The organism is Arthrobacter sp. B2060 (assembly GCF_059090445.1).
Genome location: NZ_JBNHFR010000001.1, coordinates 532,701 through 549,598, shown reverse-complemented (window position 1 = coordinate 549,598; position 16,898 = coordinate 532,701). Strand labels below are relative to the sequence as shown.

Annotated in this window: 14 protein-coding genes and 1 pseudogene; 3 read left to right on the top strand and 12 right to left on the bottom strand. The window is 67.4% G+C overall.

The genetic code is table 11. The features are described from left to right. Window positions 1-22: 22 nt before the first annotated feature. Window positions 23-469: a hypothetical protein gene (locus AC5RUM_RS02620; RefSeq protein WP_494033467.1), complete on the bottom strand. Its 447-nt coding sequence runs from the start codon at window positions 467-469 to the stop codon at window positions 23-25. Window positions 470-645: 176 nt separating this feature from the next. On the opposite strand from AC5RUM_RS02620, the gene AC5RUM_RS02615 reads away from it, so the two are divergent. Next, entirely contained in the window at window positions 646-1,410 is a 765-nt protein-coding gene (locus AC5RUM_RS02615; RefSeq protein WP_494033466.1) for a hypothetical protein, read from the top strand. Here AC5RUM_RS02615 and disA read toward each other — a convergent pair. Continuing rightward, window positions 1,407-2,483 carry a DNA integrity scanning diadenylate cyclase DisA gene (disA, locus tag AC5RUM_RS02610; RefSeq protein ID WP_400577367.1) on the bottom strand — a complete coding sequence of 359 codons (1,077 nt, stop codon included), beginning with the start codon at window positions 2,481-2,483 and terminating at the stop codon, window positions 1,407-1,409. The genes AC5RUM_RS02615 and disA overlap by 4 nt on opposite strands. 383 nt (window positions 2,484-2,866) lie before the next feature. On the opposite strand from disA, the gene AC5RUM_RS02605 reads away from it, so the two are divergent. Together AC5RUM_RS02605 and AC5RUM_RS02600 are read left to right on the top strand one after the other, a co-directional pair. After that, on the top strand, window positions 2,867-4,480 hold the full coding sequence (locus AC5RUM_RS02605) for a peptide chain release factor 3 (protein WP_494033465.1): 1,614 nt from the start codon (window positions 2,867-2,869) through the stop codon (window positions 4,478-4,480). Between the two features lie 75 nt (window positions 4,481-4,555). Next, complete coding sequence (locus AC5RUM_RS02600; protein WP_494033464.1) at window positions 4,556-5,791, top strand: beta-ketoacyl-[acyl-carrier-protein] synthase family protein; 1,236 nt, start codon at window positions 4,556-4,558, stop codon at window positions 5,789-5,791. 106 nt (window positions 5,792-5,897) lie between these two features. Here the strand turns inward: AC5RUM_RS02600 and AC5RUM_RS02595 are convergent. From AC5RUM_RS02595 to hpaE, 10 genes and pseudogenes are all read right to left on the bottom strand, one after another. Then, window positions 5,898-7,249, bottom strand: a pseudogene (locus AC5RUM_RS02595) (HNH endonuclease). A gap of 75 nt (window positions 7,250-7,324) precedes the next feature. Beyond that, window positions 7,325-8,698 (bottom strand): DNA repair protein RadA, encoded by a 1,374-nt coding sequence (gene radA / locus AC5RUM_RS02590; protein WP_494033463.1) that lies wholly within the window; start codon window positions 8,696-8,698, stop codon window positions 7,325-7,327. Window positions 8,699-8,738: 40 nt separating this feature from the next. Further along, window positions 8,739-9,863, bottom strand: coding sequence for an FUSC family protein (locus tag AC5RUM_RS02585; protein ID WP_494033462.1), 1,125 nt, complete (start codon window positions 9,861-9,863; stop codon window positions 8,739-8,741). An 89-nt stretch (window positions 9,864-9,952) separates the two neighbouring features. Next, the gene (locus tag AC5RUM_RS02580; RefSeq protein ID WP_494033461.1) at window positions 9,953-10,537 is read right to left on the bottom strand and encodes a histidine phosphatase family protein; all 585 of its coding nucleotides are present in this window, start codon (window positions 10,535-10,537) and stop codon (window positions 9,953-9,955) included. Window positions 10,538-10,622: 85 nt separating this feature from the next. After that, a complete protein-coding gene (locus AC5RUM_RS02575) occupies window positions 10,623-11,000 on the bottom strand; it encodes a nuclear transport factor 2 family protein (RefSeq protein WP_494033460.1) in 378 nt (125 codons plus the stop codon). A gap of 40 nt (window positions 11,001-11,040) precedes the next feature. Next, window positions 11,041-12,549, bottom strand: coding sequence for an NAD-dependent succinate-semialdehyde dehydrogenase (locus tag AC5RUM_RS02570; protein ID WP_494033459.1), 1,509 nt, complete (start codon window positions 12,547-12,549; stop codon window positions 11,041-11,043). Between the two features lie 31 nt (window positions 12,550-12,580). Beyond that, window positions 12,581-13,384: an HpcH/HpaI aldolase family protein gene (locus AC5RUM_RS02565; protein ID WP_494033458.1), complete on the bottom strand. Its 804-nt coding sequence runs from the start codon at window positions 13,382-13,384 to the stop codon at window positions 12,581-12,583. Further along, on the bottom strand, window positions 13,369-14,154 hold the full coding sequence (hpaH, locus tag AC5RUM_RS02560) for a 2-oxo-hept-4-ene-1,7-dioate hydratase (RefSeq protein ID WP_494033871.1): 786 nt from the start codon (window positions 14,152-14,154) through the stop codon (window positions 13,369-13,371). Before hpaH ends, AC5RUM_RS02565 begins: the two co-directional genes overlap by 16 nt. A 90-nt stretch (window positions 14,155-14,244) precedes the next feature. Beyond that, window positions 14,245-15,345 (bottom strand): 3,4-dihydroxyphenylacetate 2,3-dioxygenase, encoded by a 1,101-nt coding sequence (gene hpaD / locus AC5RUM_RS02555; protein WP_494033457.1) that lies wholly within the window; start codon window positions 15,343-15,345, stop codon window positions 14,245-14,247. A gap of 33 nt (window positions 15,346-15,378) precedes the next feature. Beyond that, window positions 15,379-16,893 (bottom strand): 5-carboxymethyl-2-hydroxymuconate semialdehyde dehydrogenase, encoded by a 1,515-nt coding sequence (gene hpaE, locus AC5RUM_RS02550; protein ID WP_494033456.1) that lies wholly within the window; start codon window positions 16,891-16,893, stop codon window positions 15,379-15,381. Between the last annotated feature and the right edge of the window lie 5 nt (window positions 16,894-16,898).

Sequence of the window (16,898 nt, the reverse complement as noted above, 5' to 3'; positions counted from 1 at the left end):
CGGTGAAGTCCGGCCGCTGCGGTCAGCTGGCCTCTTGTTGCAGGTCCGGGCTGGTTTCCACCCTCGGGCGGAGGCGCTTGACATGTCCGTGGACGGTTTCGCCGCCGCGGCCGTTCGCAGGCGGTACGGCGAGGGTAACCACGAAGCTGGCCCCGTCAGGATCCACAGACCGGATGGTCAGGCTCCGCGTTCCCTCGGGGATGGACGGCGAGAAGAACTGCAGTTGCCGGGACGCTACCGTGGCGACCTCGTCCAGCTTGTACTCGGTACCGAAATGGTCCTGGACGACGATGTCCGGGGTTTGCGGTTCGGTTCCGTTGGTTGACGCCAAATGCAGGTTCACCACGATGCCGGTATTCCAGATTTCCACTGCCAGCACAGTGAACTCCGCTCCCTGGCTCTGATGCTTTCCAAACGTCAGGGGCAGTACGACGCGTTCAAGGTGACCGCCAGACACATGATCTACCATCAGTGGTCCTCTCCTACTCGACCCCGATAAGTGGTAACCGGGATTCAATTTTAGTAAGCCAAGCTGATAGTTGTCACTGAAAATTGGGCAACGAATTGGACATGGTTAATCCTTGGTCGGCGTGGTGGTGCAGGGGAACACAGGCCATTCCCTAGCCTAGGAACAACGCAAACACAATGGGGAACGAAGCAGTGAAAACACCGTCAGGAAAACCGCCTTCTGGTAAGACACAGTCTGGTAAGAAGCCGGCCGCCAGGAACGCATCCAACAGCTCAGGCCGGCCCCGCTCAGGCCTGCCCAGCGCAGGCCAGGCCAGGGCAGGCCAGCAGGGTGCCGTCCGCAGGCCGAGCGCCGCCGTCTACCGCCGCCGTCGGCAGTTTGCCGGGGGAGCGCTGCTGCTGGTGGTGGGCCTGACGGCCGGAGGCATTGCCACGGTGTCCGGTGCGCTGAACCCCTCGAGCGAGCAGGCTTCCTCCACCGGTCCGGGCGGCTCAGCCAACCCCAGCGGCCAGTCGTCGCCCTCGGCCACTCCCTCCGCCACGGCGTCGGCATCACCCACGTGCGACCAGAAACTCGTGACCGTCACGGCGGGCACGAACAAGGCCGCGTACGGTCCGGGTGAGAAGCCGGTGCTCACGCTCAAAGTGGCCAACGGCGGGAAGCTCCCGTGCAAGGTGAACATCGGAACCTCGCAGATGGAGTTCCTGGTCACGAGCGGTTCAGACAGGGTCTTCTCGTCCAAGGACTGCCAGGCCGAGAGCGACGACCTCGTCAGGACGATCGCCCCCGGCAAGAGCGAAACGGCCAACTTTCCCTGGCCCCGCAACCGATCCGTGCAGGGCTGCGAGGAGGTCCCGGACGGGGTAGGCGCGGGTTACTACGTGTTCATCGCCAAACTCGGGCCCAAAGTGAGCCCGCCGGCGGTCTTCCAGCTGAGTTAGAGGAAGCGGTCCAGCAGGCTGGCCTCGGCCATCCGGCTGAGGCCTTCGCGGACTGTGCGGGCGCGCTGGTCGCCGATGCCGTCAACGGTCATGAGATCGTCGATGGTGGCGGCCATCAGGTGCTGCAGCCCTCCGAAGTGGTCCACGAGCCGGTCCGCCACGGCCTTGGGCACAGCCTTGAGCCCGGACAGAAGGCGGTAGCCCCGCGGCTGCACCACGGCGTCCAGCGTTTCCACACCGCCTGCGAAGCCGATGATTCCGGCGATCTTGCTGAGGTCGATCAGTTCGGTGGGGCCAAGGCTGAGGAGCGCGTTGACCGCGCCGTCGATGTCCTCGGGCGAAGCGTTGGGTCCGGCATAATCGCGGATGATGATGTCGCTGCCAGGGCCCCGGCCCACCGTGAGCTCGTCCAGCTGCAGGGACAGGAGCCGGCCGTCCTCGCCCAGCTCCAGCACGTACTGGGAGATTTCTTCGGAAATACGGCGCACCATCTCCTGCCGCTGCAGGGTGACGGCCACATCCCTGACGGTGACCATGGCCTCGATTTCCAGCGCCGACAGCGAGCTGGTGACCTGGTCCAGCCGGGAGCGGTAGCGTTCCAGCGTGGCAAGGGCCTGGTTGGCGCGGGCCAGCACCTTCTCCGAGCCCTCGAGCACGTGCCGCAGCCCGTTCACGTAGAGCGCGATGATCTGCATGGACTGGCTCACGGAGATCACCGGGACCCCAGTCTGGATGGCCACGCGCTCCGCGGTCCGGTGGCGCGTTCCGGATTCTTGGGTTTCGATGCTCGGGTCCGGAACCAGCTGGACGGCGGCGCGGAGGATGTTGCCGGCGTCCTTGTCGCAGATGATGGCACCGTCCATTTTGGCCAGCTCGCGCAGCCTCGTGGGGGAGAAGTCGATGCCGATGTCGAAGCCGCCCGAACAGATTGAGTCGATGGTCCGGTCCGAACCCAGGACGATCAGTGCGCCGGTGCGGCCGCGGAGAATGCGTTCCAGCCCGTCCCGCAGGGCGGTTCCCGGGGCCACCCTCCCCAAAGTCGCTTTCAGCGATTCTTCAGGGCTGCGAGGCATTAGACATTCCCTTCAAAGGTGCAGGCGGGGCCTGCAGGTATGCCGGTTTTAGGAGTCCGCCGGCAGGATCAAAAGTACTCGGTTTCCCGCAGGCACCATCCTAGACGTACATTACCCCAAGAACCGCAGGGGCAAGCCTCAAAGTGGCCTGTTTGAGACCTGCCGGAAGGGCTTCAGGAACGCGTCCGACGGCGGCCGGCAAGTCCCCATTTTGGCCCGACTTCCGTCCGGCTTCCGCCCCTGCGATAAACTTGAACCCTTGGCTTGCGCGCCCAGCTGCCGCCCGCCTTCCAGACTCCAGAGCCCTGTTTCCAGGAATCCGGTTCAAAAGTTTTCCGTTTCCACACCCAGGGTCCTCCGCGGATCCCAGCGAAAGTAGCACCGTGTCCCAAGAAGTCCTCAGCCCCGCCCGGGTCCACGAGATTCACAAGCAGGCGTCCCGGCGCCGGACGTTCGCTGTCATCTCCCACCCTGACGCCGGCAAGTCCACCCTGACCGAGGCCCTGGCCCTGCATGCCAAGGTGATCGGCACCGCCGGCGCGTCCAGCGGCAAGTCCAACCGCAAGGAGACGGTCTCGGACTGGATGCAGATGGAGAAGGACCGCGGCATCTCCATCAGTTCCGCCGCGCTCCAGTTCTCCTACCGGGACACCGTGATCAACCTGCTGGACACTCCGGGCCACGCCGACTTCTCCGAGGACACCTACCGCGTGCTGGCCGCCGTCGACTGCGCCGTCATGCTCGTGGACGCCGCCAAGGGCCTGGAAACCCAGACCATGAAGCTCTTCGAGGTCTGCAAGCAGCGGAACCTGCCGATCATCACGGTCATCAACAAGTGGGACCGCCCGGGCCTGGACGCGCTGGCGCTGATGGACGAAATCACCGAACGCACCCGCCTGCAGCCCATGCCGCTGACCTGGGCCGTGGGCATCTCCGGCGACTTCCGCGGGGTGTGGGACCTGCGGAATGACCGGTTCGCACGATTCCAGCGCAACAACGCCGGTGCCAACATCGCGCTGACCGAGTACTTCACTCCGGAGGAAGCGGCGGAGAGCCAGGGAAGCAACTGGACAGACGCCGTCGACGAAGCCGGACTCGTCATCGAATCCAACCTTGAATTCAACGTGGAGAGCTTCCACGCCGGCAAGGCCACGCCCATCCTGTTCAGCTCCGCCGCGCTGAACTTCGGCGTCAAGGAGATCCTGGACGCCCTCGTTGACTTCGCCCCGCCCGCTGCGCCGCGTCCGGACGTGGACGGCCGGCCGCGTGCGGTGGAGTCGCCCTTCGCAGGGTTCGTTTTCAAGGTCCAGGCAGGCATGAACAAGGCGCACCGGGATCACGTGGCCTTCATCCGCGTCTGCTCGGGTGTGTTCGAGCGCGGCATGGTGGTCACCCAGACCCGCACCGGCAAGTCCTTTGCCACGAAGTACGCCCAGCAGGTGTTCGGCCGCGAACGCGAGGTCATTGATGAGGCCTTCCCGGGCGACGTGGTGGGGCTGGTGAACGCCTCCTCGCTGCGCGTGGGAGACAGCCTCTTCCTGGAGGAACCGGTGGAGTTCCCGGCCATTCCGCTGTTCGCGCCCGAGCACTTCCAGGTGGCCCGCTCGAAGGACCCCAGCCGCTTCAAGCAGTTCCGCCGCGGCATCGAGCAGCTCGAGCACGAGGGCGTCATCCAGGTGCTGCGCTCCGACGTCCGCGGCGACCAGGCGCCGGTGCTGGCCGCCGTCGGCCCCATGCAGTTCGAGGTGGTGGAGGACCGCATGGCGCACGACTTCAGCGCACCGATGCGCCTCGAGCGCCTGCCGTACTCCATGGCACGGATTTCGACGGCGGATGCCATGCCGGCTCTGGCGAATGTGATCGGCGCCGAGGTGCTGCTGCGGTCCGACGGCGAGTATCTCGCCCTGTTCAATGACGTGTGGGCGCTGCGCCGCATTGAGAAGAACCATCCTGACCTCACGCTTGTGCCGATCGGGACGCACAACCCCGCTAAATAGCGGAGGCAATCAGCAAGCGGTTCCGATCCGAATATCCACGGGACTCAGTTCCAGTTCGAGGAAGCAAGGTGTGTGATGTCTGCAGTTTCTCCCAGAGCCGTTTCTCCCAAGGCCGTGGTTACCGGCATGGGCACGCTCAACCCGCTCGGGTCCACAGTGGACGAAACCTGGACGGCGATGCTGGCCGGGACGTCCGGCATCGGGGCGCTCGATGAGGACTGGGCGCAGCGGCTTCCGGTACGCATCGCTGGCCGGGTCACGGCTGACCTGGGCGCGCTGCTGAGCACGCGCGAGTTCAAGCGGATGGACCGCTGCGGGCAGCTCGCGCTCGTCGCCGCCCGGGAGGCGTGGGCGCAGGCCGGAACGCCCGACGTCGACCCCGAACGGCTCGCCGTGGTCATCGGCTCCGGCTACGGGGGACTGGACACCACCCTCGCCCAGACCCGGGAGCTGGACAGCAATGGCCCGCGGAAGGTCTCGCCGCATACTCTGACGCGCCTCATGGTCAACGGCCCGTCCGCGTGGGTCTCCATCGACCTTGGCGCCCGCGGCGGGGCACGCACGCCGGTCAGCGCCTGCGCGTCCGGCGCCGAAGCGATCGCGCAGGGTGCCGAGATGATCCGGTCCGGAGCGGCCGACGTCGTTATTGCCGGCGGGGTGGACGCGTGCATCAATGACCTCATCATCAGCGGCTTCGCGCAGATTCGTGCCCTTTCCACGCGCAACGACGATCCGCAGGGAGCGTCCCGTCCCTTCGACCGGGAGCGCGACGGCTTCGTTCTTGCGGAAGGCGCCGCAATCCTGGTGCTCGAGAGCGAGGAGCACGCGAGGGCCCGCGGGGCCGGGATCCTCGGTGCGGTGGCGGGGGCTGCGGTGACCTCGGATGCCAGCGACATCGTGGCGGCGGACCCGGACATGCAGCGCCGCGTCATGGAGAAGGCGCTCGTCTCCGCCGGCCTCAGCGGCACGGACATCGGCTTCGTTCACGCCCACGCAACCTCCACGCCGGTGGGCGACAGACTCGAGGCGCAGGCCATCAAAGCCGTGACCGGAGCCGGAGTGCCCGTGACGTCCACCAAGTCACTCACCGGTCACCTGCTCGGCGGTGCCGGCGCGCTCGGCGCCATCGCCGCGCTCCAGGCCCTCAGAACCGGCGACCTGCCCGGGACGTACAACATCGGCAGCCTGGACCCCGAGGTGGACCTCAACGTCCTCACCGAAACCGTGCACGGCAGCACCGCGACGGCGGGACTCGTCAACGCGTTCGGTTTCGGCGGTCACAGCGTGGCGTTGGCGGTAACCCGCGCCTAAAGCCCGCGTGCCGTGTCACCAGGCTCGCCGCGCGGTGTCGTGTCGGTCAGACGGCCGCGCTCGTCATCAGACGCCCGCGCTTGGTCAGGATGCGTCCCTTGATGGGTCAGCTAGTTATCAGTAAAGCCGGCTTTGCCCGCCGCCGAATTCTGCGGCGACGATAGGGCCGCTGCAGCCTCCCTGCTTGCGCCGCGCCATTTTGGTCCGACGGGCCTGACGGCTCGGTAATGCTGGCGCCGGCGCTGGTTCCGGCGCTGGTTCCGGGGAGTGGGGGTGCCGTGGAGTGGTAGGTGTGGCCGGTGGGTGTCTGGAGTTTGAAGGTGTGCCGGGGTCCGGGCCGTGGCTGAGCGCTCCAGCCGGGTTTTTCTTTGGTGTGGTTGCAGGCTTGGCAGAGGCCTGCGCCGTTGGCCAGGTTGGTGGTCCCGCCGCCGTGCCAGGGGGGTGATGTGGTCGTGGTGGCGGATGGGGGCGTCGCAGTACGGGGTGCGGCAGGTGTCATCGCGGGCCTGGATGAAACGCCGCAGCCCTGCCGGGAAGAGCCGTGCCCGGGAGTCCATCGCGATGAGGTTTCCGGTCCCGGGTGCGGTGTAGAGCCGCCGGAGCCACACCTTGAGCGCCTGACGGCTGGCGGCCCCGCCCGGGTCGGGCGCCTGGCCCGCGGTGCTCCCGCCATCGTAGGGTTCCTGACCGCCGGTAGCCTCACTTGTCTGGATCAGGGTGCGGGCCCAGCCTGCCGGGACGGTGCCGTAGCCGGTGAGGCGGGCCGGTTCGCTGTCGGCCTGGAAGAGAGTGCGGTCGGTCATGACGAGCTGGATCTCGACCGCGCTGATCCCGCCGGGGGCGCCGGTGGTCCATTCGACCAGGGCGTCGGCCATGATCTGGCCGCGGGAACGGGAGTCGCCGTCGAAGCTTCCGGTGTCGGCGGCGAGCTCCTCGTCCACGGCGCACCGGTCCGCCGCGCTCAAACAGGCCGTTTCTTTCACGAGTAGCGTGGCGCGCCATTCGTTCAGCCGGCCCGTCTCCAAGGCAGCGAGCGTGTGGGGCATCTCGGTCACCAGTGCTTTCGCCATGCCGAGCAGCCGGGAGCCGCGGGCCGGGGATTCGTGCCGGGCGAGGGCGATCTGCGCGGCGACGTCCTGGCCCCGCTCCGCAACTGGGATCCCTTGCTCGGCCTGGGAGCGGTGCGGCGGCGTCGAAGGCGACAGCGATCCTCGCCTGCAAACCGGCGACCGCCGATTTCAGCTCCTCCAGCCCGCGCAGCTGGTCGATCAGCCCGGCACTGTCAGCGGCCAGCCGCAGCGACCCGGCTGAGGCGATAAGGTCTTCCACGGAGGTGCAGGAGGCGGTGGCACTATCGACCAACGCGCTGAAGACAGCGGTGCCATCCGGAAAAGCGGCACCGGCAGCGCCGTGTGGCGCCGCCGCCAGATTCTGCCGGGATTCCTGAATGCCATCCATAGCCAGAGTCTGCCACCGGGTACCGACAATTAAGTGCGCTCCCTCATCAGCAGGCCCTAACTGATCAAAAGGCCCTCAACTAATCAAAAGGCTCAGCGCCTCGGCAAGGTGGCCGACCTCCCGCACGGAGAATCCCGCGGGAATGGGGCCTGGGCCGTTGTGGCTGGCCGGGACCACTGCGTGCGTGAAGCCCAGCCGGTGTGCTTCCTGGATGCGCTGGTTGATGCCCGGAACCGGCCGCACCTCGCCGGCCAGCCCGACTTCTCCGAAGGCGATCAACCTCTGCGGCAGCGGCTTCTTGGCCTTGGCGGATGCTACCGCGAGGGCAACGGCAAGATCCGTGGCGGGCTCGCTGAGCTTCACGCCGCCCACGGTGGCCACGTAGGAATCGTCTTTGTGCAGCAGGCAGCCGGCGCGCTGCTGCAGCACTGCCAGCAGCATGGCCACGCGGGAGCTGTCCAGGCCGCTGGTGGCCCGCCGGGGCTGCGAATTGGGGCTCTCCGCCAGCAGCGACTGCACCTCGGCGAGCAGCGGCCGCCGGCCCTCCATGGTGACGGTGATGCAGGTGCCGGACACGGGATCCTTGGTGCGGGTGACGAAGAGCCCGCTCGGATCGGCCAGGCCCAGGATGCCGTCCTCGTTCAAGTCGAAGCAGCCGACGTCGTCCGTGGGGCCGTACCTGTTCTTGACCGCACGAAGCAGTCGGAGCCGTGAATGGCGCTCACCTTCGAACTGGCACACGACGTCCACGAGGTGCTCCAGCAGGCGCGGGCCGGCAATGGAGCCGTCCTTCGTCACGTGACCCACCAGCAGGGTGGTCATGTTGCGGCGCTTGGCGGCAGCAATGATTGAGGCCGCCACTTCTCGCACCTGGGAGACGCCGCCGGAACTTCCCTCGACGTCGGCACTGCTCAGCGTCTGCACGGAGTCGACCACAAGCAGCTTCGGTTCCACCTTCTCCACCTGGCCCAGGGCCTGGCCGAGGTCGGTCTCGGCGGAAAGGTAGAGGGTGTCCGCGATGGCGTCGATCCGCTCGGCGCGCAGCTTCACCTGGGCCGCGGATTCCTCGCCGGTGACGTACAGGACGCTTTGGCCTGTGCGGGCGAATTTGGCGGCGACATCCAGCAGCAGGGTGGACTTGCCGACCCCGGGTTCCCCGGCCAGCAGGATGACGGCGCCGGGCACCACTCCGCCGCCCAGAACGCGGTCCAGTTCGTCCACACCGGTGGGAAGGAAAGCCGCCGTGGTGGCGTCCACCTCGGCGATGGGGCGGGCGGGTTCCAGAACTGAGGTGGCCGCCGTCGTGCGCGCTACAGCGGTGCCGGTTTCCTCAACGGTGCCCCAGGCCTGGCACTCACCGCAGCGCCCCACCCATTTGACTGTGGTCCAGCCGCATTCCGCGCACTTATAGCCCGGCGCCTTTGTGGCCCGGGAAGTCTTTGTAGCCATTGCTCCACACTATCCGGCGGGTATGACATTCCAGTTCGGGCTATAGCGGCGGAAGGATGTCGCGGGCCTCGCGGGAATCGATGCCGGTGGCTTCGAGCAGGTCCACCATCAGCGGGCGGAAAAGCATGACAACGGTCTCGCCCTCAAGGCGCTCCACCTGCAGCTTCCGCGGATGCAGCCGGGCGGCGATCGCGCTCAGGTCCGCCCGGGCCGTCCGCAGGTGGGTTCGGCGGACGCCGTCGTTGACTTCCGCCAGCCCGAGCGAGAGCTCATCGATAGCGGCAGCCGTCTCCTGCAGGACCTCGGCAATGTTCTCGATGGCTTCGTCGGACAGGGCGGCGTGGTTGATGGCGCTGGTCAGCCGGCGTGCGAAGACACGGCTGTTGCGCAGCGCGAGGTCGATGAAGTCCAGTGATTGCTCCAGCCGGTCCAGCTCGTCCCGGTGCCTGCGGTAGGCCGGCGCCAGGGTCGCCACCTCGCCCGATGCCCGGAGGGACTGCCGCATGCCATCCACGAGCGGCTGGCAGTTCCGGCCCCGCACCAACGCATGCCATGCCTGGGTGGAATCGCTGTCCACGAGTGCCGAGGCGCATTCGCGGAGAACCTCCGCCAGTTCATGCAGCAGTTTCCGGACGTCCTTCCGCGGTTCACGCCGCGGATCCTTGGGCATCAGGATGGTGACCAGCAGCGCGAAAATCCCACCAATCACCGCATCGATGCTGCGGGTGAACGGCCCGCCGGGCGGTGCCGGCAGCAGCACCACGAGGAGTGACTGCAGCCCCAGCTGTGTGGTGAAGATGGTGCCGCTGTCCAGGAAGCGGGCCAGCAGGATGGAAAACAGAAGCACAACGGCGGCCTGCCAGATTCCGGCCCCCAGCCAGTGGAGCAGCAGGTCACCCACGGCAATGCCGATGGTGCAGCCCAGCCCCACTTCGATCACCCGCCGCAGCCGCGGATCACGCGAAAACCCCAGCGCAATCAGGGACGAGGTCGCGGCGAACAGGGGGCCGGAGTGCCCCAGGACGTACTCGGCGAAGGCGTAGGCGCCCACCGCGCAGACCGTCATCTGGATGGCCGGGATCAATGAATTGCGGCTGCGCACTATGCCTGTGCGGATCCTTCCGCGCAGGAACCGTCTGCTTGCGGAGAGTCCTGTCTGGGCCATGGCTTCAGTCTATTGCCGGAACTGTCACGGATTTTCAGCGGGCGGCGCTGCGGGACCGGGGAACCGCGGAGTGCCCGGAATGGTGCCGGTCAGCCCTGGACGGCAGTGAGCACCGGCTCGCCGTTGAAGTATTCGAGCTGCCAGCCGTCAACGGCATGGTGGTGGGCAAGGTTGAGCACGGCGTTGTCGATGCTTTCCAGCGTGCGTCCGGTGGCACGGCTGAGGGCCACGCGCAGGAGCGTGCCGTGGGCGACGACCAGGACGCGGCGTCCGCGGAACTCCTCGGCGAGTGCCTCCAGCGCGGTCAACCCGCGGCAGGCCGCCTCGTCATCGGTCTCCGCCCCGCGGAAACCACCGGGGATGCGCAGGGCGTCCAGCTCAGGGCCGTCCTGCATGCCCTCCGCGGGCCCGAAGCTCCGCTCCACGAGCTCCGGCACTCGCCGGGCCACGGTGAGCCCCAGCCCGGCGGCAATCAGGTCGGCGGTTTCCGCGGCACGGCTCAGCGGCGAGGACACGATCGCGTCCCACTCGTAGCCGGACAGGGCGGCGACGGCGTCGCGCGCCTGGCCGCGGCCGACGTCGTTGAGCGGAATGTCGGTGGATCCCTGCAGCCGGCGCTGCGCGTTCCAGTCTGTCTGGCCATGGCGGACAAGGGCGAACGTCGTAAGGGTCATGGGTTCCATTCTGCCCCACCAGCGGAGGCCGCCGCTGCGGCCGGGGTCACTATGCCCGCAACCGCTGCAGCCACAATGGGTAGTGTCAGTCGCCTTCCAGGCCCAAACGGCGGCGCGTTTCCGGGCTGTCGTCATAGACGCGCCACTCGGAGAGCCGGTCGCCTTGGACGACCGCCGACCACAGTGCGGGCCCCTCCAGTTCGGGATGACCGGGACAGACGGAATACCCGGCGATGGCAACGACCCTGCCCTGCGTCGTCACGGCGTCGAACACGTTCCGGTATTCCGGGTAGGCGCCGAAGAAGGCCCGCCAGGCGTCCAGGCAAGCGGCCCGTCCGGCGATTGCGGTGCCGGCGGTATCGACGAACGTGTGGTCCTCCGACATGAGGTTGGCGAGCCCCTCCACGTCCCTCGCACTGATGCATTCGTTGAACCGAATGGCCAACGCTTCACCCTCAGTCACGGCCGGCTCCTGTCGCCGCCACCGGAACGCCGCCCACCGGTTATGCCCTGCCGGCCCAGGGGTCGGCGATGCCGATGTATTGGGTGGTGGTGTATTCGGCGATGCCTTCGGAGCCGCCTTCGCGGCCGAGGCCGGATTGCTTGACGCCGCCGAAGGGTGCTGCGGCGTTGGAGATGACCCCGGCGTTGAAGCCCACCATGCCGAACTCAATCTGTTCGGCCACACGCAGCAGCCTGTTGAAGTCCCGGCTGTAAACGTAGGAGGCGAGGCCGTACTCGCTGGCGTTGGCCAGCCGGATCGCGTCCTCCTCCGTGGTGAACGTGGTCACCGGAGCGACGGGGCCGAAAATTTCCTGGCCCAGGATCGCTGCGTCGTTGGGGACGCCGCCGAGAACGGTGGGCTGGTAAAAGTAGCCGGGCCCGTCCACCGGCGCGCCGCCGGTGACGGGGGTGGCTCCGGCGTCGATAGCGGCGGCCACCAGGGCGTGCACGTCGTCGCGCGCGCCGGCGTCGATGAGGGGTCCTACCTGGGTGGTGGGGTCGGTGCCGCGGCCGGTAGTGAGGGCGCCCATGGCGGCGGCGAACTTCTGTGTGAATTCTGCGGCGACGGATTCCTGGACGAGGAAGCGGTTGGCGGCGGTGCAGGCCTCGCCCATGTTCCGCATTTTGGCGGCCATGGCCCCTTCGACGGCGGCATCCAGATCAGCGTCTTCGAAGACGATGAACGGGGCGTTGCCGCCGAGTTCCATGGAGGTGCGCAGGACGTTCTGGGCGGCGTCGGCCATGAGGCGTTTGCCCACGGGGGTGGAGCCGGTGAAGGAGACCTTCCGCAGCCGGGAGTCCTTCAGGAGCGGCCCGGAGATGCCGGAGGCGCTGGAGGAGGCGACGACGTTGAGGACGCCGGCGGGAAGTCCGGCGTCGAGCATGGTCTGCGCGAAGTACTGGGCGGTGAGCGGGGTGAGTTTGGCGGGTTTGAGGACCATGGTGCAGCCTGCGGCGACGGCGGGGGCGACCTTGCGGGTTGCCATGGCGAGCGGGAAGTTCCAGGGCGTGATGAGCAGGCAGGGGCCGACGGGTTTGTTCTGGACGAGGATCTTGTTCTTGCCCTCGGGGGTGGTGAGGTAGTGGCCGTAGTCGCGGACGGTTTCTTCGGAGAACCAGCGCAGGAACTCGGCGCCGTAGGTGACCTCGCCGCGGGCTTCGGGCAGCGGTTTGCCCATTTCCAGGGTCATCAGCAGCGCGAAGTCCTCGGCGCGTGCGGTGACCAGGTCGAAGGCCCGGCGGAGGATCTCTGCCCGCACACGCGGGGCCGTGCGGGCCCAGGATGCCTGGGCGGCGTCCGCTGCATCGAGCGCGGCGAGGGCGTCCTCGCTGGTGGCGGAGGCGAGGGTGGCGAGTCCCTCCCCGGTGGCGGGGTCGTGGACATCGAATGTGCCGCCGTCGGACGCGTCCAGCCACTGCCCGCCGATCAGCAGGCCGGTGGGCACGGAGGCGAGGAGGGCGGCTTCACGCTCGGGTGAGATGGCAGGGGAGATCGCGGAAACGGTCATGAGGGAGTCCTTAGGATTTATTGTCGGCAAGTCAGTAGCTGGCCGGAGTGTCGCCGTCGGACCGCTGGACATATTCGGCGGCGAGTGCCTCGGAGCCCCGTGCCAGCAGGGCGACGTCGGCGCCGACCAGGATGAAGGCGGCACCCGCGTCGAGGTAGGCGCGGGCCGTGGCGGGGGCGAAGGCGTTCACGCCGGCGGGCTTCCCCGCCGCTTTTGCGGCGGCCAGGCAGTGTTCGACGGCGGCGCGCACCTCGGGGTGTTCCTGCTGGCCCAGCACGCCCATGGACGCGGCGAGGTCGGAGGGGCCGACGAAGATGGCGTCCACGCCGTCGACCTTCAGGATGTCCTCCACCGCATCCACGGCTGCGGTCGATTCGATCTGGACAGTGACGCTGATGGTCCCGTTGGCGCGGGCAAGGTAGTCCGGGACCCGGTTCCAGCGTGCGGCCCGGGCCAGCGCGGAACCCACTCCGCGGACACCCTGGGGCGGGTAGCGGGTGGCGGCCACGGCCGCCTCCGCCTCCGATACGGAATTGACCATGGGGACCAGCAGGTTCTGCACGCCCAGGTCCAGATACTGCTTGATCACCACCACGTCATTCACCGGCGGGCGGACCAGGGTGTGGACGGGGTAGCCGTGGATCGCCTGGAGCTGGGCAAGGATGGATTCGAGGCCGTTGGGGCTGTGCTCGGCGTCGACCAGCAGCCAGTCCAGGCCGGACCCGGCACAGATCTCGGCCACCAGCGGGCTGCCCGAGCACACCCACATCCCGGCCAGCGGCCGGTTGGCCGCGGCGAGGGCGTCGCGGAAGGTGTCTTCTAGACGAAACGGCATGTCACACTCCCCAGCGGTCCGTAGTCGGCGTGGACGGTGTCGCCCTTGTAAACCCAGAGGGGCCGGGTGAAGGAGCCGGCCAGGATGATGTCGCCGGCCTTCATGCTGTCGCCGTGGGCGGCGATCTTGTTGGCCAGCCAGTGCACGCCGTTGGCCGGGTGGTCCAGGACGCCTGCGGCCACTCCGGTTTCCTCCACGGTCTGGTTCTTGTAGAGGATGGCCGAGACCCAGCGGAGGTCGACGGCGTCCGGTTTCACCGGCCGGCCGCCCACCACCATGGCGCCCATGGCCGCATTGTCGGAGATGGTGTCTACGATGGTCCGGCCCTCCATCTCAATCCGGGAATCGAGGATCTCAAGGGCCGGAACCACGTAGTCCGTGGCGTTCAGGACATCGAAGATGGTGCAGCCAGGGCCTTTGAGGCTGTCCTTCAGGACGAACGCCAGCTCCACCTCCACCCGCGGATGGGTGTACTGGTCCCACTCCACCGAGCAGCCGGTTTCCAGCACCATGTCATCGAAGATGGCGCCGTAGTCCGGTTCGGTGATGCCGGTGGCAGCCTGCATGGCCTTGGACGTGAGGCCGATCTTGCGGCCCACCAGGGTCCGGCCGGCGTCCTCGTTGCGGCGGCGCCACAGCTGCTGGACCGCGTAAGAATCCTCCACCGTCATGTCCGGATAACGGGCAGTCAGGCGGGGTATCGGAGTCCGGGACCGGCCGGCCTCCACGAGTTCGTCGGCGATCGCCTCGATTGTCTTCGGGTCAAGCATTGATGCGCTCCTCAATGATCCTGCGGGGTCGGTGTTGGCTGGCAGGCGGCCGGCCCGCACCTGCGGTGCGGGACCGGCCATGCTGTCAGGCTAGACCTGGGCTCCGAGCTTGAAGCCCTCCACGGCTTCACCGGATTCCTCTTTACGCGTGTAGGAGAAGCCGTCGGCGCCCACGGTCACGGCCATTTCGGATGCGTCGGTACGCTCGATGACGGGCTGCGGGTTGCCGTCGAGGTCCAGGACCAGGGAGGCCTCGGTGTACCAGGACGGGACGACGGGGTTGCCCCACCAGTCGCGGCGCTGGTTGTCGTGCACGTCCCAGGTGACCGTGGGGTTGTCCGGGTCGCCGGTGTAGTAGTCCTGGGTGTAGATCTCCACGCGGTGGCCGTCCGGGTCCAGGATGTAGAGATAGAAGGCGTTGGAGACGCCGTGCCGCCCGGGGCCGCGTTCGATCCGGTCGGAGATGCGCAGGGCGCCCATCTTGTCGCAGATCTGGATGATGTTGTGCTTTTCGTGCGTGGCGAACGCGATGTGGTGCAGGCGGGGGCCGTTGCCGCCGGTGAGCGCGGTGTCGTGCACGGTCTGTTTGCGGTGCATCCAGGCGGCGTACGTGACGCCGTCGGAGTCCTTGATGTCCTCGGAGACGCGGAAGCCGAGGTCTTCCAGGTACTTGCGGCCGCGGGGGACGTCCGGGGTGACCTGGTTGAAGTGGTCCAGGCGGACCAGTTCGCCGGCGGAGTAGAGGTCGTAGCGCTGGGTGAGGCGCTCCACGTGCTCCACCTCGTAGAAGAACTCATACGGGAAGCCCAGCGGGTCCTCGACGCGGACGGAATCGCCCACGCCCTTGGTGAAGCCGTCCTTGCGGCGCTCGGTCCGGCAGCCCAGTTCCTTGTAGTACGCCTCGGCGGCGTCCACTTCCTCCGGGGACTTCACGCGGTACGCGAACGCCGCGGCAGCGGCCACGGGACCCTTGCGCAGCACCAGGTTGTGGTGGATGAACTCCTCGAAGGAGCGCAGGTAGATGCTGTTCTCGTCCTCCTCCGTGACGTGCAGGCCCAGCAGATCCACGTAGAAGGCGCGGGACTTGGCCAGGTCGGTGACCACCAGTTCGAGGTAGGCGCAGCGGACGATGTCGGGGGCCGGGACGGAGGGCTTGGGGATGACGTTGTTCTGCGAAACCTGGTTGTTCATGGGATTCTCTCTTCGTTGAAAGGGGGTCTGGAATTACGCGCCGAATTTCGGCGTGTGGACGGAACCGAGCGTGATGTGAACGGCCTGCTGGTCGGTGTAGAAGTCGATGGAGCGGTAGCCGCCCTCGTGGCCCAGGCCGGAGGCCTTGACGCCGCCGAACGGGGTGCGCAGGTCGCGGACGTTGTGGCTGTTCAGCCACACCATGCCGGCCTCCACGTTCTGGGAGAAGTTGTGGGCCCGGGTCAGGTTCTGCGTCCAGATGTAGGCCGCCAGGCCGTACTTCGTGTTGTTCGCCAGGGCGAGCGCCTCGTCGTCGTTCTCGAACGGGGTGATCGCGACGACGGGGCCGAAAATCTCCTCCTGGAAGATCCGCGCGTCGGGGGCGACGTCGGCGAACACCGTGGGTGCGATGTAGTTGCCCTCCGGGAGGCCCTCCGGCCGCCCGCCGCCGGCCAGCAGCCGGCCTTCGGACTTGCCGATCTCCACGTAGGAGGCCACTTTCTCGTAGTGCTCCGGGTGGACCAGTGCACCCACTTGGGTCTTGGGGTCGTGCGGATCGCCTACGACGATGTTCTTCGCGCGGGCCGCGTACTTTTCGCAGAACTCGTCGTAGATGCCGCGCTCCACGAGGATGCGGGAGCCGGCGGTGCAACGTTCGCCGTTGAGGGAGAAGACACCGAACAGGGCGGAGTCGATCGCGGCGTCAAGGTCGGCGTCGGCGAACACGACGCAGGGGGACTTGCCGCCGAGTTCCATGGACAGGCCCTTGAGGTTGGCGGCGGCGTTGCGGAAGATCGTCTGGCCGGTGGTGGTTTCGCCGGTGAAGGAGATCAGCGGGACGTCCGGGTGCTTGACCAGGGCGTCGCCGGCTTCCTCGCCGAGGCCGTTGACCAGGTTGAACACACCATCCGGGAGCCCGGCGTCCTTGAAGATCGTGGCCCAGAGCGAGGCCGAGAGCGGGGTGAATTCGGCGGGCTTGAGGACCACGGTGTTGCCGGTGGCCAGGGCGGGGGCGAGCTTCCAGGATTCCAGCATGAACGGGGTGTTCCACGGGGTGATGAGGCCGGCGACGCCGATCGGCTTGCGGTTCACGTAGTTGATCTGTGAACCGGGGACCTTCATGGCGTCATCAAACTGCGCCACAATGAGGTCCGCGAAGAAGCGGAAGTTCTCCGCCGCGCGCAGGGCCTGGCCCTTGGCCTGGGTGATCGGCAGGCCGGTGTCGAAGGTTTCGAGTTCGGCGAGGCGCGCTTCCTGGGCTTCGACGGCGTCGGCAATCCTGTTCAGAACCCGAGCACGCTCCCGCGGCTTCATCTTCGGCCACGGGCCGTTGGTGAACGCTTCGCGGGCGGCGGCCACGGCGAGGTCGATGTCCTCCTTCTGGCCCGCCGCGGCGGTGGCGTAGTTGGTGTTGGACACCGGGTCCAGGACGTCGAAGGTCTTCCCGCCCACGGAGTCAACGAACTTGCCGTTGATGTAGTGCTGGATGTGGGTGGGCAGGTTTTCGGGGGTGTAGTGCGTCTTGGTTGCTTCGGCAGCGAACGTCATCGTTT